Source organism: Microcella humidisoli (assembly GCF_024362325.1).
In the GTDB taxonomy this organism is placed as follows: domain Bacteria; phylum Actinomycetota; class Actinomycetes; order Actinomycetales; family Microbacteriaceae; genus Microcella; species Microcella humidisoli.
In genome coordinates, this window is record NZ_CP101497.1 from 2558674 (window position 1) to 2574849 (window position 16176).

Sequence of the window (16176 nt, forward strand, 5' to 3'; positions counted from 1 at the left end):
ATAGGACGGTCAGGCGCGCGAACGCGGTTGCCGAGCCGAGGAAAGCACGGTGACGCCGGCGAGGATGAGCACGAGCCCGATCCAGCCGAGAGGCTCCAGTCGCTCGCCGACGATGAGCACGGCCAGGAGCGTCGCGACGAGGGGCTCGAGCAGCGTGATGACGGTGACAGTGCTCGAGGCGAGGGCGCGCACGCCGACCGCGAAGAACAGGTACGCGAGGAACATCGGCCCGACGGCCAGATACACGGCGATGGCGACGCTGCTGGCACTCGCGAGCAACGGCGCCCCCACCACGATCAGCACGAGCGCGAGCGGCAGCGCCGCGAGACCGAACGCCGCCCCCATCGTGCCGCGGCCGGAGTGGCCGCGTCGGATCACAATGCCCGACGCGAAGGTGAAGAGCGCGTACCCGGCTCCCGCGACGAGGCCGAGGGCGACACCGGCGGGGATGCTCGCCGCATCGACGGGCGAATCATCGCCGTGCCCGCCCACGACGAGCAGGGTCATGCCGGTGAGGGCGATTCCCGCGCTCAGCATCCACCGCCGCGTCAGGCGGCTGCCGGAAACCCGCCATTCGAGCAGCGCTGCGAAGAGCGGGCCTGAGCCGAGCGAGACGACGTTGCCGATCGCGACGCCCGCGAGATCCATCGAGGCGTAGAACGACAGCGGGTACGCCACCATGCCGAGTGCCGCCGCGATGAGCCACCCGCGAACCGCTCGATCGCGGATGACCCCGAGCGCCGCCCGGTGGCTGACCGCGAACAGCAGGGCCCCACCGAGCGTCATCGTGCTCGCACCGACGGCGAGCGGGCTCACCGCTTCGGGCAGGAACGAGGCCGCCGTGCCCGTCGTGCCCCACAGCACACACGAGGCGACGAGCGCCCAGACGGCAGGGGTCATACGGTTCTCCGGTGGACGGGCACGTCGCGATGCGGCGACGTACAGTGGTGCGCATGACCGAGAACGAGTTGATCGCCCTCTGGACCCGCGCGCGCTGGCACATCATTGTGTCGCAATTGGCACCGACCTTCCTGTTGGCCGTGACCGTGTGGATGCTCGTCGAGGGCCTCGCCGAGACCGCGCTGCCCGTGCGGCTCGCCGCGACCGGCATTCTGCTGGCGTCGGGCGTGCTCGGTGCGGCCGCGCAGTTCGCCGCCGCTCAGGAGGGGCTTGCCGTCATCGAAGAGCTGAAGACGGTGCCCGGTGTCTCCGCGATCGGACGCCGCATCATCGCGAGCGCCCGCGGTGTCGACATCGTGCGGTTCGTCGGCCCCGCGATCTTCGTGGCGACCTTCGCCGCTCTGCTGTGGGCGCTGTACCTGTAGCGCCCGCGGCTGATCAGAACGGCTCGGCGAAGCCGGCGTCGCCGCCGTCGAGCGGCAGGGTCGTCGCGGCGTAGCCGGGTACGACCCCGAGCACGAGCCAGTCAAGCGCGATGTCGAGGAACTGCGCGGGAGCGGGTGCGCGCCCGGCGGCGCCAGCGTGCAGGCGCCAGACGGTGTGCCGGCCCCGCGAGGGCGCGAGCGCTCCGACTTCGACGATGAACCCTTCACCGGCCCGCAGGCACTGCGCGAAGCGTTGGCCGAGGTCATCACGCCGCTGCACCACGACCCACCGCCAGTCGAGCGAATCGACCCGGCCCGCGAGCGCGTCGAGGTGCGCCCACGAGCGCACGGGAGCGTAGGCGCCGACGAGCGCATCCGCCGTGTACTCGAGGTCGGCCGGAACCGTCGAGCGGCTCACGGATACGGTCGGCATGCGCTTGCTCCTCTCGACCCCGGTGCGTCTGACGCTACGCGCGACCACCGACACGCCCGAGCTGTGTCGCGCGTGCGTACGCCTGCACCAGGAGGTGGCCACGCACCTCTCCCATGCGCTCGACGAGCGCATCGACCGCCGACTGCGAGACGCCCGCAACGACGAGGTCATCGGCGCCGAGCGCGCGCAACGGGCGGCACCGCAGGCGCACGACGTGCCAGCCGACCTCCGTGAGCACCTGGTCTTTGCGCCGATCGGCGCGCTCGCGGCGACCCACGTGCTCGTCGCCGTTGCGCCCCACGGTGTCGAGTTCGACGGCGATCGCGAGCTCCGGCACGATCACGTCGGGCCACACCTCGAGGCGTCCGAAGAAGGGCGTGCGCACCCGCACGGCCGTCATGCCGAGGTCGACGTCGAGCCGCTCGGCGAGCAGCGCGCGCAGCCGTCCCTCCGCCGCGGAGGTCGCTCGCGGCGCCCGCTCGCTGCGAAACGCCTCCCCCGGCTGCACCTCGGCCGCTGATCTCCGCAATTCAGGAGTCGGCGGACTGTGGCGGGGCGCAACACGCCGGGCGGGCATCCGAACAGCGCCATCGACCACCGCGTCTCCTGAATTGTGGAGACGCGGCCAGCGGGGCGTGGCCGGCAGCAGCGACGGGGTCGAGCAGACGGGGCACCACGAGCGCGACGATCGCGTGCGGCCGGGGCGGGCGCGTTGCTCGGCGGGAGTCGCGACGAACTCATGGCCGACCGTGCACACCCACACGAGGTACACGTCGGCGGCCGGCGGAATCTGCGAGAGCACGAGGTCGTGGTTGCGCTCGGGCCGGTACTGCTCGACGAGTGCCGTGAACGGCGCCCAGGCATCGCGGTACCGGCCGATGGGGCTCGGAACCGCGAGCCCCGTGATGCGCTGGCGACGGCGCCACCACTGTTCGACGCTCCACGGCACGACTCGACGCTAGACACGACCGCCGACACGCTGCACGATGAGTGGGCCCTGAGGGACTCGAACCCCCGACATCCTCGGTGTAAACGAGGCGCTCTACCAGCTGAGCTAAGAGCCCGTGCCCCCCAGGCTACCCGCGCTCGCCGTCAGAGCGCGGCGATCGCCTCGCGGTAGGCGGCGAGCGGTCGCGCCTCGCTCGGGCCGACGGCGAAGGATGCCCGCACGATGCCCTCCGCATCCACGAGCACGGTCACGCGGGTGGCGTAGCCCTTGTCGTCGAGGAAGGCGCCGTACCGGCGGGCCACCTCGCCGTGGGGCCAGAAGTCGGCCAGCAGCGGGAAGTCGTAGCTCTCGCGCTCGGCGAACTCGCGCAGCGTCGCCGTGGAGTCGACGGAGATGCCGAGCAGCTGCACGCCCGCCGAGCGGAACATCGCGATGTTGTCGCGCAGCTCGCACAGCTCGCCCGTGCAGGTGCCCGTGAACGCGAGCGGGAAGAACACGAGCGCCACGGCAGAGCCGCCGCGGAACCCGCTCAGGGTGACCGTCTGGCCGAACTGGTCGCGCAGCGAGAAGTCGGGCGCGATGCTGCCGACGGGGGGAAGGGCGGGATGCGGCACAGACGGCTCCTCGCGCTCATCGGGCTCGCACCGAGCGGTGCGGAGCGGGTGACTAGACTCGACAGCGCTCGTGCGATGCACTGCGCCGTGACCCGGCGCGGGCGTTCGTGCCGACACACTCTGTCTACCACCAGGAAGAGGTCAAGGGTGACGGTCAACGACCAGGATCCGTATTCGGTCAGCCACGTGGACTCCGACCCGGAGGAGACCGCCGAATGGAACGCGTCTCTCGACGCGGTCGTGCACGAGCGGGGAGCGGAGCGCGGCCGCGACATCATGCTCAGCCTGCTGAAGCGCTCGAAAGAGCTGCACCTCGGCGTGCCGATGGTGCCGACGACCGACTACCTCAACACGATCGCGCCCGAGAACGAGCCCGCGTTCCCCGGCGATGAGGAGATCGAGCGCCGCTACCGCGCGTGGATCCGCTGGAACGCCGCGATCACGGTGCACCGCGCGCAGCGCCCCGGCATCGCCGTCGGCGGCCACATCTCGACCTACGCCTCGAGCGCCGCGCTCTACGAGGTCGGCCACAACCACTTCTTCCGCGGCGCCGACCACCCGACCGGCGGCGACCAGATCTTCTACCAGGGCCACGCCTCCCCCGGCATGTACGCCCGCGCCTACCTCGAGGGCCGACTGACGACCGATCAGCTCGACGGCTTCCGGCAGGAGAAGTCGCACGCCGGCGCCGGCGGCGGCCTCTCGAGCTACCCGCACCCGCGGCTCATGCCCGACTTCTGGCAGTTCCCCACCGTCTCGATGGGCCTCGGACCGATCAACGCGATCTACCAGGCGCAGCTCAACAAGTACGTGAGCAACCGCGGCATCGCGCAGGCCGACGACACCCAGGTGTGGGCGTTCCTCGGCGACGGCGAGATGGACGAGGTCGAGAGCCGCGGCGCGCTGCAGCTCGCCGCCAACGACGGACTCGACAACCTCAACTTCGTCATCAACTGCAACCTGCAGCGGCTCGACGGCCCGGTGCGCGGCAACGGCAAGATCATCCAGGAGCTCGAGAGCTTCTTCCGCGGCGCGGGCTGGAACGTCATCAAGGTCATCTGGGGCCGCGAGTGGGATGCCCTGCTCGAGCAGGACCACGAGGGCGCCCTGCGCGACCTCATGAACCGCACTCCCGACGGCGACTACCAGACCTACAAGGCCGAGTCGGGCGCGTTCATCCGCGAGCACTTCTTCGGCCGCGACCCGCGCACGGCCGCGATGGTCGCCGACTACACCGACGACCAGATCTGGGGCCTCAAGCGCGGCGGCCACGACTACCGCAAGGTCTACGCGGCGTTCAAGGCCGCGAGCGAGCACACCGGCCAGCCGACGGTCATCCTCGCCAAGACGGTCAAGGGCTACGGCCTCGGCCCGAGCTTCGAGGGCCGCAATGCGACCCACCAGATGAAGAAGCTCACGCTCGACAACCTCAAGCAGTTCCGCGATGAGATGCGCATCCCGATCACGGATGCTCAGCTCGAGGCCGACCCGTACCAGCCGCCCTACTACCACCCGGGCGAGAACGACCCGGCGATCCAGTACCTGCAGGAGCGCCGGCGCGAGCTCGGCGGCTATGTGCCCGAGCGCCGGTCGAAGTACACGCAGGTCTCGCTGCCCGATGCCGCGACCTACGACATCGCGAAGAAGGGCTCGGGCAAGCAGGAGGTCGCCACGACGATGGCCTTCGCGCGCCTGCTGAAGGACCTGCTGCGCTCGAAGGACTTCGGGCACCGCATCGTGCCGATCATCCCGGATGAGGCGCGCACCTTCGGCATGGACGCCTACTTCCCGACGTCGAAGATCTACAACCCCAACGGTCAGCACTACACGAGCGTCGACCGCGAACTGCTGCTCGCCTACAAGGAGAGCCCGCAGGGTCAGATCATCCACACGGGCATCAACGAGGCGGGCGCGGTGGCGGCCTTCACGGCGGTCGGATCCAGCTATGCCACGCACGGCGAACCGCTCATCCCCGTCTACGTCTTCTACTCGATGTTCGGGTTCCAGCGCACGGGCGACGCATTCTGGGCTGCGGGCGACCAGATGACCCGCGGCTTCATCATCGGTGCGACGGCGGGCCGCACGACGCTCACGGGCGAGGGCCTGCAGCACGCCGACGGCCACTCGCCGCTGCTCGCGAGCACGAACCCCGCGGTCGTCACATACGACCCGGCGTTCGGCTACGAGATCGGCCACATCATGCGCGCCGGACTCGAGCGCATGTACGGCGGGGCGCATCCCGACCCCAACGTCATGTACTACATCACGGTCTACAACGAGCCGCACGTGCAGCCCGCCGAGCCCGAGAACCTCGACGTCGAGGGCCTGCTGCGGGGCATCTACTTGCTCAAGGCGGGCAGCACGCTCGGCCCGAAGGCGCAGATCCTCTCGTCGGGCGTCGCGGTGCCGTGGGCGCTCGAGGCGCAGCAGCTGCTCGCGGACGACTGGAACGTCTCGGCCGACGTGTGGAGCGTCACGTCGTGGAACGAGCTGCGCCGCGACGGGCTCGCCGTCGACGAGCACAACTTCCTGCGACCGACCGAAGAGCCGAAGATCCCCTACGTGACGCGCAAGCTCGAGGGTGCGGAGGGGCCGTTCATCGGCGTCACCGACTTCATGCACGCGGTGCCCGACCAGATCCGGCCGTTCGTGCCCGGCGACTACGCCACGCTCGGCGCTGACGGCTTCGGATTCAGCGACACGCGACCGGCGGCTCGGCGCTTCTTCACGATCGACGGCCCGTCGATCGTCGTGCGCACGCTGCAGCAGCTCGCGCGCCGCGGCGCGGTCGACCCCAGCGCGGTGCCCGCCGCGATCGAGAAGTACCGGCTCTACGACGTGACGGCCGGCACCACCGGCTCGGCCGGCGGCGAGTCCTAGCACCGGAGGAGGGGGCGCGCGCCGACAGGTGCCGCCCCCTTGCTTCACCGAAGGAGCACGGTGGCAGAGCTGACGAAGGCGCAGACGCTGCAATGGCTGCGCAACATCTCGGGCGAGTTGGCGACGGCGACCCTCAAGCGGCTCGACGACACCCTGCCCTGGTACGGCACGATGCCGCCGAGCCGTCGCTCGGCCGTCGGGCTCGTGGCGCAGGCGGGCATCACCTCGTTCATCAGCTGGTACGACGACCCCACCTCGCAGCCGTGGATCGCGGCCGACGTGTTCGGTGCGGCTCCGCGTGAGTTGCTGCGCTCGGTGAGCCTGCAGCAGACCCTGCAGCTCATCCGCGTCGTCGTGGAGGTCGTCGAGGATCGCGTGAAAGACCGCGATGAGAACCTGCGGCACGGGATTCTGCTCTACAGCCGCGAGATCGCCTTCGCGGCCGCCGATGTCTACGCGCGCGCCGCCGAAGCCCGAGGGCTCTGGGATGCTCGCCTCGAGGCCCTCGTCGTCGACAGCATCCTCAGCGGCGAGTACGACAACGAGCTGCCGAGCCGCATCGCAGCCCTCGGCTGGAACGGCCACGGCGAAGTGTGCGTGCTCGTCGGCACGACGCCGCGCATCGTCGACGTCGACCAGATCCGCCGCACGGCGCGCCACGTCGAGGCCGACGTGCTCATCGGCGTGCAGGGCAACCGCCTCGTGGTCGTGATCGGGCGCGCGACCCCGCGCACCGACGACGAGACGCCGCAGCCCGAACCGAGCCACACGTTCCCGCAGATCGCCGAGGCCCTCGAGCCGAGCTTCGGCGCGGGAAATCTTGTGCTCGGTCCCGAGGTGCCCGACGTGGTCGAGGCCGGTAAGAGCGCCAAGGCCGCGCTCGCGGGCTTCGCGGTCGCCCGCTCGTGGCGCAACGCCCCGCGGCCGACACTCGCCGACGACCTGCTGCCCGAGCGCTCGCTCGCGGGCGACCCGATCGCGCGCGGCACGCTCATCAACCGCATCTACCGGCCGCTGAAAGCCCACAACCCCGAGCTGCTGCTCACGCTGTGGGCCTACCTCGACAACGGCCGAAGCCTCGAAGCCACGGCGCGCGAACTCTTCGTGCATCCGAACACCGTGCGCTACCGCCTCAAGCGGATCAGCGAAGTGATCGGCTGGGACGCGACCGGGGCGCGCGAGGCGCTCATCCTGCAGTGCGCCCTCATCGTCGGGTCGATCGCCGAACCCGAGAGCCCAGCCCGCCGCTGACTGTAGAACCACGACAAGGTCGTTGTACGTTTGTGCACGACATCCCCACCGCCACCCCGCACCACCCCTTGGGAGGATGAAATTCATGATCGTCGTCGTCGCCCCCGGCCAAGGGTCGCAGTCCCCCGGCTTCCTCGAGCCGTGGATCGCGGAACCCGCGCACCGCGAGCGCCTCGAGCGCTACTCGCAGGCAGCGGGGCTTGATCTCGTCGCGCACGGCACGGTGTCGGACGCCGACACCATTCGGGACACCGCCGTCGCCCAGCCGCTCATCGTCGCCGCCTCGCTGCTGAGCGCTGCCGCCCTGCTCGACGGCCGACGTGACCGCGTCGGAGCCGTCGCCGGGCACTCGGTCGGCGAGTTCGCCGCCGCCGCGATCGCCGGCGTGCTGAGCGACGACGACGCCCTGCGCCTCGTGCGCGAGCGCGGCCTCGCGATGGCCGAGGCCGCCGCGGCCGTGCCTACCGGCATGAGCGCGGTGCTCGGCGGCGATGAGGATGCCCTGATGGCTCGCCTCGCTGAGCTCGGCCTCTCGCCCGCCAACATGAACGGCGGCGGGCAGACCGTCGTCGCCGGCGAGCTGCCCGCGCTCGCAGCGCTCGCGGCCGAGCCGGTGGCCGGCTCCCGGGTCATCCCCTTGCAGGTCGCGGGCGCGTTCCACACGGCGTACATGAGCCCGGCGGTCGAGCGGCTGCGCAGCGCGGTGGCGGGCGTCGACGCCCACGATCCGAGCATCCGGCTGTACACGAACCGCGACGGCACCGCCGTGACGTCGGGCGCGACGGCCGTCGAGCTGCTCGTCGGCCAGGTCTCATCGCCCGTGCGGTGGGATCTCTGCATGCAGTCGTTCGCGGCCGACGGCGTCACGGGCATCATCGAGCTGCTTCCGGCGGGAGCCCTCGTGGGCCTCGCCAAGCGCGCCCTCAAGGGCGTGCCCACCGTGGCCGTCAAGACCCCCGACGACCTCGCGGCCGCCGTCGACCTTCTGGAGAGCGCATGACCGAGCCCACCCTGCACCAGTCCGTCGGCGTGCCGTTCACGCGCATCTACGCCGTCGGCGCCGCGCGCGGCGACCTCACCGTGACGAACGACGACATCGCCGGGCCGATCGACTCGAGCGACGAGTGGATCCGGCAGCGCACGGGGGTCATCACCCGCAGACGCGCCTCGAGCGAGGTGAACGCGATCGACCTCGCCGAGGCAGCCTCACGCGAAGCGATCGCGAAAGCGGGCATCACGCCCGACCAGATCGGCGCCGTCATCGTCTCGACCATCAGCAACAGCGTGCAGACCCCCTCGCTCGCGGCGCTGCTCGCCGACCGCATCGGTGCGACACCCGCGCCCGCCTACGACGTGTCGGCGGCATGCGCGGGCTACACCTACGGCATCGCGCAGGCCGACGCCTTCGTGCGGGCGGGCCTCGCGACCTACGTGCTCGTCGTGGGCGCTGAGAAGCTCAGCGACTTCGCCAATCCCACTGACCGCACCATCTCGTTCCTGCTCGGTGACGGCGCGGGCGCGGCAATCGTCGGCCCGAGCGACACGCCCGGCATCGCCGCGACCGTCTGGGGCTCCGACGGCTCGAAGTGGGACGCCGTCGGCATGGACCGCCCCCTGAAAGAGGCCTTCGACGACCCCGAGGGCGGCTTCCCCACGTTGCGGCAGGAGGGCCAGACGGTCTTCCGCTGGGCCGTGTGGGAGATGGCGAAGGTCGCGCAGCAGGCTCTGGATGCCGCGGGCGTGACCTCCGACCAGCTCGCGGCGTTCATCCCGCACCAGGCGAACATGCGGATCATCGACGAGTTCGCGAAGCAACTGAAGCTGCCCGAGAGCGTCGTGATCGCCCGCGACATCGCGACGACGGGCAACACCTCGGCAGCATCGATCCCGCTCGCGACGCACCGGCTGCTCGAGGAGCACCCCGAGCTGAGCGGCGGCCTCGCTCTGCAGATCGGCTTCGGTGCCGGGCTCGTCTTCGGCGCCCAGGTGGTGCGCCTGCCCTAGACCGCCCGTTCCCTCGTGGCCTCCCCCGCACGGCGCACCGCCGCTCTAGGATTGGGGACGGTCATACGACACCCCAAGGAGAAAACACATGGCACTGTCCACCGAAGAAGTTCTCGCCGGCCTCGCCGAGCTCATCAACGACGAGACGGGCATCGCCACCGACTCGGTCGCGCTCGACAAGTCGTTCACCGACGACCTCGACATCGACTCGATCTCGATGATGACGATCGTCGTCAACGCCGAGGAGAAGTTCGACGTGAAGATCCCCGACGACGAGGTCAAGAACCTCACCACCGTCGGCGACGCCGTCACCTTCATCGTGAACGCCGCGGCGTAGAGCCGCCGCACGATGCCGCGCAGCGGCCGGGACCGGTCAACCGACCGGTCCCGGCGCTGAGCGGTCGAACCACCACCCCTGCAGAGAGTTGACGTTATGACCACCATCGTCGTCACCGGAATCGGTGCCACCTCCCCCATCGGCGGAACCGCACGCGAGAGCTGGGATGCTCTGCTGCGGGGCGAGTCGGGCACGCGCTCGCTGACCCACGACTGGGTCGCCCAGCACGAGCTGCCCGTCACGTTCGCCGCTGAAGCCAAGGTGCGGCCCGAGGAGGTGCTCGAGCGCCAGGAGATCAAGCGCCTCGACCCCTCGGCGCAGTTCGCCCTCATCGCCGCCCGCGAGGCCTGGGCCGACGCCGGCTCGCCCGACATTGCTCCCGAGCGCATCCTCGTCGACTACGCCACGGGCATCGGCGGCCTCTGGACCCTCCTCGACGCGTGGGACGTGCTCAAGGAGAAGGGCCCGCGTCGCGTCCTCCCGATGACGATCCCCATGCTCATGCCCAACGCCGCGGCGGCCGCCATCAGCATGGGACTCGGCGCCCGCGCCGGTGCCCGCACCGTCGTCTCCGCCTGCGCCTCGGGCACCGAGGCCATCGCCAACGCCTACGAGCACTTGCAGCTGGGCCTTGCCGACATCGTCGTCGCCGGCGGCACCGAGGCGGTCGTGCATCCGCTGCCCATCGCCGCCTTCGCTTCGATGCAGGCGCTCTCGAAGCGCAACGACGACCCCGCCGCCGCCTCGCGGCCCTACGACGTCGACCGCGACGGCTTCGTGCTCGGCGAGGGCGCGGCAGCGATCGTGCTCGAGACCAAGGAGCACGCGCTCGCACGCGGTGCCCGCATCTACGCCGAGCTCGCGGGCGGATCGGTCACGAGCGACTCGTACCACATCACCGCTCCCGACCCCGAGGGCTCGGGGGCCGCGCGCGCCGTGCTCGCGGCGCTCGCGCAGGCCGGCGCGACCCCCGACGAGGTCTCGCACATCAACGCGCACGCGACCTCGACCCCGGTCGGCGACATCGCCGAGTACAACGCGCTCTACCGGGTCTTCGGCGAGCGGGTGAAGAGCATCCCGGTGTCGGCCACGAAGGCGTCGACCGGCCACCTGCTCGGTGGCACGGGCGCGCTCGAGGCCGTCTTCACGATCCTCGCGCTGCACGAGCGCACGGCACCGCCGACGATCAACCTCGACAACCAGGACGAGGCGATTCCGCTCGACGTCGTCACCTCGCCACGGCCGCTCGGCGACGGACCGCTGCTCGCCATCTCGAACTCGTTCGGCTTCGGCGGCCACAACTCGGTCGTCGCCTTCCGCACGGTCGACTAGCGCGCGCCTCCACAACTCAGGAGTTCCGACGCGAACAGCCCCGCGACACGCCGTCGCGGGGCTGTTTCGTGCCGGGTGGCGCCGGCGGCTCCTGAATTGTGGAGACGAGCGGCGGGTGCGAGGTGGATGCGGGCTCAGCCCGCGCGGTGCAGCCAGACCACGCGCGCGCCATCGCCGGCGTGCCGGAACGGCTCGAGCTCGTCATCCCAAGCCTGTCCGAGCGCGAGGCGCAGTTCGCGATGCAGCTCGAGCGTGTTCGAACCGGCGACCTCGATCGCGTAGCGGATGCGGTCCTCGGGCACGACCGTGTTTCCCGCCGTGTCGGTCTGCGCGTAGAAGATGCCCAGGTCAGGCGTGTGCATCCAGCGACCGCCGTCGGTACCGAGGCCGGCGTCCTCGGTCACCTCGTACCGAAGGTGCTCCCAGCCGCGCAGGGCGCTCGCGATCTTGGCGCCCGTGCCGCGCTCGCCCTCCCAGACGAACTCGGCCCGCTGGGTGCCCTTGAGCACGGGCTGGTCGACCCAGTCGAAGTTCACGGCGCGATCGATGGCGCGCCCGGCCGCCCACTCGATGTGCGGGCAGAGCGCACGAGGAGCGGAGTGCACGTAGAGCACTCCGCGGGCCGTTGCCACGGTGTTGTCAGCCACTGTTCACTCCGTTTCGTTCAGGTGCGACTTCCCCATCGACCTGGTGCACGGAGTGCGTGGTGTTCAGTTGTGACGGTTTCCCGCCTGCCAGCAGTATGACGCAGAAGTCGACGGAATGACAAGGCTGGAATCACAGGCCTGTGATTCTCGGGATGCGTCGCGCACGAATTGTGGATCGATAGTCACTCCGCATGCATACGCCGAATAGTGTTGGGCTATGACGCTGCGGCACTCCCTCCTCGCGGTCCTGACCCTCGGGCCGGCCTACGGCTACCAGTTGCACGCGGAGGTCGTGGAGCGCACGCGACGTGATGCCCCGCTCAATGTCGGGCAGGTCTACTCGACCCTCGATCGGTTACGGCGCGACGGACTGATCGAGGATGCGGGCAACACTCCCGACAACCTGCCGCTCTACGCGCTCACCGACGCGGGCGCCATCGAGGCGCGCATGCACCTGACCGAGCCCGATCTTGCCGATTGGCACGAGATGGTGGAGCGGGTGCTGCTCGCGCTCTCGCTGCCGGGCGATCACGTCGAGGTGCTCGTGCGCAACTACCGCCGGCTCTGGGCGCCGCGGCGCGGGGCGAGCGACGAAGTCGCCGACCCCACGGGCGGGGCCGCACAGGCCGCCGCCCAGCACGCGGCGCGCCTGCTGCAGGCCTCGGCGCTCGCGTGGCTCGATTCGTTGCCCGAGGTCGAGCCGTGGGGCCTGCGCACCGATCGGCGCCGACGCGGCCGGCGCGCGGCCGAAGCCGTGCATCCGCCCGCCTGACGATCTCATTCGCGGCGACGCCGCGCCACGCCTCCCACAGCGCGCCGCGCCCGGATCGCGACTACTTGGCGTCGCTGTAGCGCTGCACGGCGGCCACCGTCACCGGAAAGCTCACGGGAGTCGCCCCGAATACGATGCGCCCGGCCTCGACCGCGGCCTCCCGCAGCACCTGTTCGACCTCGGCGACCCGATCGAGCGGGCTGTGCACGATGAGCTCGTCGTGCACGAAGAACACGAGGTGCGGCTGCGTCGCGAGCGGCCCCGCCCCCGTGGTCCACAGGCGTCGACGCACACCCGCCATCCACGCGAGCGCCCACTCCGCCGCGGTGCCCTGCACCACGAAGTTGCGGGTGAATCGTCCCCACGAGCGGGCGGCCGAGCGGGCGGCGCGGCCCGCCGACTCGTCGGCGCCCTCCGCGCCCGCGGCGCCCTGGCGCTCGCGCCACGCCGCGGACGGCGCGGGCGACGTGCGCCCGAGCCGCGTCGTCACTCGTTCGCCGCGTTCCCCCGCCCGTGCCGCCGCTTCGACGTAGCCGATGGCCTGCGGGAACGAGCGCGCGAGCCGCGGCAGCACCTGGGCGCTCACGCCCGTCGTCCCGCCGTACATCGCCCCGAGCATGCCGACCTTCGCGTGCTCGCGCGAGGCGACCGCGCCGCTCGCGACGATGCCCGCGTAGAGGTCGACCCCCGCGCCAGCCCGCGCCATCGCGGCGTCGCCCGAGAGGGCGGCGAGGATGCGGGGCTCGAGCTGCGCCGCGTCGGCCACGACGAGCGCCCAGCCCGCATCGGCCTGCACGGCGCCGCGCACCTGCTTGGGCAACTGCAGCGCGCCCCCGCCGTCGGATGCCCAGCGACCGGTGACGACACCGCCGGGCACGAACGTGGGGCGGAACCGCCCGTCGTGCACCCACTCGTCGAGCCAGTTCCAGCCGTTCGCGGTGTGCAGGCGGCTGAGCGTCTTGTACTGCAGCAGCGGGGCGATCGCCGGGTGATCGAGCCGCGTGAGCTCGGCCGAGCGCGTCGTCGCGACGTCGAGCCCGGCGCGCCGCAGCGCCTTCACGAGCTCGGGCGGCGAGTCGATCGGCACCGGGCCGACCCCGAGCAGCGCCTCGACCTGCGTCGCGAGCTCGTCGAGCCGCGCGGGGCGGCGACCCGGCGCCGGTCGCGGCCCCAGCGCCTCGGCGAGCAGTGCGTCGTGCGCGGCAGCGCTCCAGGGCAGGCCCGTGTGCTGCATCTCGGCCGCGGCGAGGGCGCCAGCCGACTCGGCTGCGGCGAGCAGGGTCAGTCGGGCGGGATCAGCGTGCGCGGCGATCGCGGCGCGCTGCTGCTGCCAGGCGAGCGGCGCCGCGATCGCGGGCGCCGCATCCGTCGCCCCATCGAGGTCGAACAGCGTGTCGGCGCGCGCGGGCTCGGGGGCGCTCCCCCACGATCGCCGAGCGGGTCGGCCGGCGATGCCCGCGATGATCGCGTCGACGAGTCGCAGATCGTGGCAGCGTTCCACGCGCACGCCCGCCGCGAGCAGCGGCGGGTACCACTGCGCGGTGTCCGTCCAGACCCACCGTGGATGCTCCGCCTCGCGCTCGGCCACCGCCGCAGCGAACTGCGGCTCCGGCACGAGCGCCGTGGCGCCGTCGTCGTCGATGAGCGCGACCCCCTCGGGGCGCCGGTCGACGACGATGTGCATGCCCCCAGTCTGCCGCCGCGCGACGACACCGCCCCCCGCGGCCTCCACAATTCAGGAGCCGTTGCGCGCTGGAGCGGCCGACACGCCGACGACAGGGTCTAACGGCGAACTGCACACCGCCGACTCCTGAATTGTGGAGACGCGCGCGCGGGTGGGCGGGCGCGCGTGCCGGGTCAGTGCAGGAGCGAGCCGTCGGCGGCGAGCACGTTCTTCTCGCCGGCCTCGACGCGGAAGGGGAACCGGTTCTGCTTCGGCGGCAGCGGGCAGTTGAAGGCGTAGCTGAACGCGCACGGCGGCAGGATCGCCGTGTTGAAGTCGAGCGTGATCGTGCCGTCCGGGTTCGGGGCGAGGAAGAGGAAGCGTCCGACGCTGTAGGTGTCGTCGCCGTTCGTCGCGTCGGCGAAGACGAGCTGCAGCGCGCGCCCCGACTTGAAGGCGGCGATGTCGTACTCGACCCCGTCGTGCGTGAAGCGGATCTCGCCGGGCACGACCTCGCCGCGGGTCTTGCCGTCGTCCTTGAGATGCTCGAAGCCGACGACCGTGCCCCCCTCGATCTCGCGGAAGGTGCCCGTCACGACCCACTCGGGCGCGTAGTCGAACGCGTCGATGCCACCGAAGTTCTGAATGCCCTCGCTCTGCGCGTCCCACACCCGCAGGGCGTAGAGGCCGTCGTCGCCCGCGATCACGAAGCCCGTCGTGTGATCGTCGAACTCGATCGCGCTCGGGTTCGCGTCGTCCTTGCCCCGCGCGTGCACGGTGCCGTCGACGAGAACACCATCGACATGGATGCCCGCCGCAGCGTCCGCCGTCACGACGAGGCCGCCCTGTCCCGCGGGCGCCGGGGCCCAGCGGCCGGGCACGCCCCACACCGTCTGCTCCTCGGCGATCCACTGCGTGTTGGTCAGCGCAAGCGGCCCCTGCGGCTGCACGGCGGCGAGGGCGCGGCGCTCGCGGAAGACGGCGTACCGCTCGGCGGGCGTGGCGGGGGCGGCGTCGGTCATGGTGTCCATCCTGTCGGTCTGTTCGGTGCAACCGGGGCGCAGACGCGGCGATTCCCTATGCGGGATGCCCGGCGCGACGCTCGGCGCATCGCTACAGCAGCGCCGACGGGCGCGCGAGCCCGACCGCGAGCACGAGCAGCGCCACGCCGTTGGCCAGCGAGAGGGCGGCATGCAGCACCGACGCGCGATGCGCGGTCGTGAGCCCGAGCTGCCATCGCCGCTCGGTCCACCAGGCGAGCGCCACGACGATCAGGATGAGCACGGTCAGCACGCGCACGATCGGCGCCGGGGGGTCTCCCGCGACGAGACCGACGACCTGGTAGAGCGCGACGATGCCCCACGGCACCACGGCGAGGCCGGCGCCGAAACTGAACGGCCACCGGGCCCGCAGCCGATCGTCGGACTCGCGGGCCTGCAACCAGAGCAGCCCCGCTGCTCCCCCGCCGAAGGCGTACACGAGAATCAACGCTCCCACCTCCGTCACGCCGTTGAGCTGCGCGACGAGGAAGAGCGTGATGCCCGACGACTGGGCGAACGCCACGAGCTGCAGCGACCGCGGCGCCCGACCACCGCTATCGCGCACGAGCCCGAGCCCGAGAGCGAGCACCGCGTGCACTGCCGCGCCGATGAGCAGGACGATCGCCGCAGCTGCGGCGAAGTCGACGGAGGCGAACACCCCGATGCTGGCGGCAGCCGGCACCGACAGGGCGACGGGCAGCAGGATCGAGGCCTGCGCGGCCGCCAGGGCCCCGAGGGCGATCGCCACGAGGAGATGCGCCGCGGCCGACACCGCGTGCAGCGTTCGGGAGCTGATCATGACCACGGTCCGACTCGATGACACGGAGGCTCCTTCCGGCGGCCCAACGGCGGTGGTAGGGCGGACGGGACTTGAACCCGTGACCGATGGATTATGAGTCCACTGCTCTGACCAGCTGAGCTACCGCCCC

Annotated in this window: 16 protein-coding genes and 2 tRNA genes; 8 read left to right on the forward strand and 10 right to left on the reverse strand. The window is 71.4% G+C overall.

What is annotated here, in order from left to right:
• Positions 1-9: 9 nt before the first annotated feature.
• A complete protein-coding gene (locus tag NNL39_RS12485) occupies positions 10-900 on the reverse strand; it encodes a DMT family transporter (protein ID WP_255159596.1) in 891 nt (296 codons plus the stop codon).
• 53 nt (positions 901-953) lie between these two features.
• On the opposite strand from NNL39_RS12485, the gene NNL39_RS12490 reads away from it, so the two are divergent.
• Positions 954-1325, forward strand: coding sequence for a hypothetical protein (locus NNL39_RS12490; protein ID WP_255159597.1), 372 nt, complete (start codon positions 954-956; stop codon positions 1323-1325).
• Positions 1326-1338: 13 nt separating this feature from the next.
• Here the strand turns inward: NNL39_RS12490 and NNL39_RS12495 are convergent, their stop codons facing one another.
• The 4 genes from NNL39_RS12495 to NNL39_RS12510 form a co-directional block, all read right to left on the reverse strand.
• Positions 1339-1758 (reverse strand): hypothetical protein, encoded by a 420-nt coding sequence (locus tag NNL39_RS12495; protein WP_255159598.1) that lies wholly within the window; start codon positions 1756-1758, stop codon positions 1339-1341.
• A gap of 34 nt (positions 1759-1792) precedes the next feature.
• On the reverse strand, positions 1793-2707 hold the full coding sequence (locus tag NNL39_RS12500) for a zinc-ribbon domain-containing protein (RefSeq protein WP_255159599.1): 915 nt from the start codon (positions 2705-2707) through the stop codon (positions 1793-1795).
• Positions 2708-2749: 42 nt separating this feature from the next.
• Positions 2750-2822, reverse strand: a tRNA-Val gene (locus NNL39_RS12505).
• 28 nt (positions 2823-2850) lie between these two features.
• Positions 2851-3321 carry a peroxiredoxin gene (locus NNL39_RS12510; RefSeq protein ID WP_255159600.1) on the reverse strand — a complete coding sequence of 157 codons (471 nt, stop codon included), beginning with the start codon at positions 3319-3321 and terminating at the stop codon, positions 2851-2853.
• 147 nt (positions 3322-3468) lie between these two features.
• Here NNL39_RS12510 and aceE point away from each other — a divergent pair, with 147 nt between their 5' ends.
• The 6 genes from aceE to NNL39_RS12540 all read left to right on the forward strand — a co-directional run bounded on the left by aceE (position 3469) and on the right by NNL39_RS12540 (position 11125).
• The gene (aceE, locus tag NNL39_RS12515; protein ID WP_255159601.1) at positions 3469-6201 is read left to right on the forward strand and encodes a pyruvate dehydrogenase (acetyl-transferring), homodimeric type; all 2733 of its coding nucleotides are present in this window, start codon (positions 3469-3471) and stop codon (positions 6199-6201) included.
• 69 nt (positions 6202-6270) lie between these two features.
• A complete protein-coding gene (locus NNL39_RS12520) occupies positions 6271-7452 on the forward strand; it encodes a PucR family transcriptional regulator (RefSeq protein WP_255160956.1) in 1182 nt (393 codons plus the stop codon).
• Between the two features lie 85 nt (positions 7453-7537).
• Positions 7538-8452 carry an ACP S-malonyltransferase gene (locus NNL39_RS12525; protein ID WP_255159602.1) on the forward strand — a complete coding sequence of 305 codons (915 nt, stop codon included), beginning with the start codon at positions 7538-7540 and terminating at the stop codon, positions 8450-8452.
• Positions 8449-9456: a beta-ketoacyl-ACP synthase III gene (locus NNL39_RS12530; RefSeq protein WP_255159603.1), complete on the forward strand. Its 1008-nt coding sequence runs from the start codon at positions 8449-8451 to the stop codon at positions 9454-9456. The genes NNL39_RS12525 and NNL39_RS12530 overlap by 4 nt, the downstream gene beginning before the upstream one ends.
• 88 nt (positions 9457-9544) lie before the next feature.
• Positions 9545-9793, forward strand: coding sequence for an acyl carrier protein (locus tag NNL39_RS12535; RefSeq protein WP_255159604.1), 249 nt, complete (start codon positions 9545-9547; stop codon positions 9791-9793).
• A gap of 96 nt (positions 9794-9889) precedes the next feature.
• On the forward strand, positions 9890-11125 hold the full coding sequence (locus NNL39_RS12540; protein ID WP_255159605.1) for a beta-ketoacyl-[acyl-carrier-protein] synthase family protein: 1236 nt from the start codon (positions 9890-9892) through the stop codon (positions 11123-11125).
• A gap of 134 nt (positions 11126-11259) precedes the next feature.
• Here the strand turns inward: NNL39_RS12540 and NNL39_RS12545 are convergent, their stop codons facing one another.
• Positions 11260-11772 (reverse strand): DUF3145 domain-containing protein, encoded by a 513-nt coding sequence (locus tag NNL39_RS12545; protein WP_255159606.1) that lies wholly within the window; start codon positions 11770-11772, stop codon positions 11260-11262.
• 217 nt (positions 11773-11989) lie between these two features.
• Between NNL39_RS12545 and NNL39_RS12550 the strand changes: the two genes are divergently transcribed.
• Complete coding sequence (locus NNL39_RS12550; protein WP_255159607.1) at positions 11990-12544, forward strand: PadR family transcriptional regulator; 555 nt, start codon at positions 11990-11992, stop codon at positions 12542-12544.
• A 61-nt stretch (positions 12545-12605) separates the two neighbouring features.
• Here NNL39_RS12550 and NNL39_RS12555 read toward each other — a convergent pair whose 3' ends face one another.
• The 4 genes from NNL39_RS12555 to NNL39_RS12570 all read right to left on the reverse strand — a co-directional run bounded on the left by NNL39_RS12555 (position 12606) and on the right by NNL39_RS12570 (position 16176).
• The gene (locus tag NNL39_RS12555) at positions 12606-14228 is read right to left on the reverse strand and encodes a bifunctional 3'-5' exonuclease/DNA polymerase (RefSeq protein WP_255159608.1); all 1623 of its coding nucleotides are present in this window, start codon (positions 14226-14228) and stop codon (positions 12606-12608) included.
• 173 nt (positions 14229-14401) lie between these two features.
• Positions 14402-15229, reverse strand: a complete 828-nt coding sequence (locus NNL39_RS12560; protein WP_255159609.1) for a DUF1684 domain-containing protein — start codon at positions 15227-15229, stop codon at positions 14402-14404.
• Positions 15230-15320: 91 nt separating this feature from the next.
• Positions 15321-16046, reverse strand: a complete 726-nt coding sequence (locus NNL39_RS12565) for a hypothetical protein (protein ID WP_255159610.1) — start codon at positions 16044-16046, stop codon at positions 15321-15323.
• Between the two features lie 53 nt (positions 16047-16099).
• A tRNA-Ile gene (locus NNL39_RS12570) sits at positions 16100-16176 on the reverse strand.

What these genes read in the sequence shown, in the direction of transcription:
- NNL39_RS12485 (WP_255159596.1), bottom strand. Translation starts at nt 900, where the DNA reads ATGACCCCTGCCGTCTGGGCGCTCGTCGCCTCGTGTGTGCTGTGGGGC.
- NNL39_RS12495 (WP_255159598.1), bottom strand. Translation starts at nt 1,758, where the DNA reads ATGCCGACCGTATCCGTGAGCCGCTCGACGGTTCCGGCCGACCTCGAG.
- NNL39_RS12535 (WP_255159604.1), top strand. Translation starts at nt 9,545, where the DNA reads ATGGCACTGTCCACCGAAGAAGTTCTCGCCGGCCTCGCCGAGCTCATC.
- NNL39_RS12525 (WP_255159602.1), top strand. Translation starts at nt 7,538, where the DNA reads ATGATCGTCGTCGTCGCCCCCGGCCAAGGGTCGCAGTCCCCCGGCTTC.
- NNL39_RS12530 (WP_255159603.1), top strand. Translation starts at nt 8,449, where the DNA reads ATGACCGAGCCCACCCTGCACCAGTCCGTCGGCGTGCCGTTCACGCGC.
- NNL39_RS12550 (WP_255159607.1), top strand. Translation starts at nt 11,990, where the DNA reads ATGACGCTGCGGCACTCCCTCCTCGCGGTCCTGACCCTCGGGCCGGCC.
- NNL39_RS12560 (WP_255159609.1), bottom strand. Translation starts at nt 15,229, where the DNA reads ATGACCGACGCCGCCCCCGCCACGCCCGCCGAGCGGTACGCCGTCTTC.
- NNL39_RS12490 (WP_255159597.1), top strand. Translation starts at nt 954, where the DNA reads ATGACCGAGAACGAGTTGATCGCCCTCTGGACCCGCGCGCGCTGGCAC.
- NNL39_RS12555 (WP_255159608.1), bottom strand. Translation starts at nt 14,228, where the DNA reads ATGCACATCGTCGTCGACCGGCGCCCCGAGGGGGTCGCGCTCATCGAC.
- NNL39_RS12540 (WP_255159605.1), top strand. Translation starts at nt 9,890, where the DNA reads ATGACCACCATCGTCGTCACCGGAATCGGTGCCACCTCCCCCATCGGC.
- NNL39_RS12565 (WP_255159610.1), bottom strand. Translation starts at nt 16,046, where the DNA reads ATGATCAGCTCCCGAACGCTGCACGCGGTGTCGGCCGCGGCGCATCTC.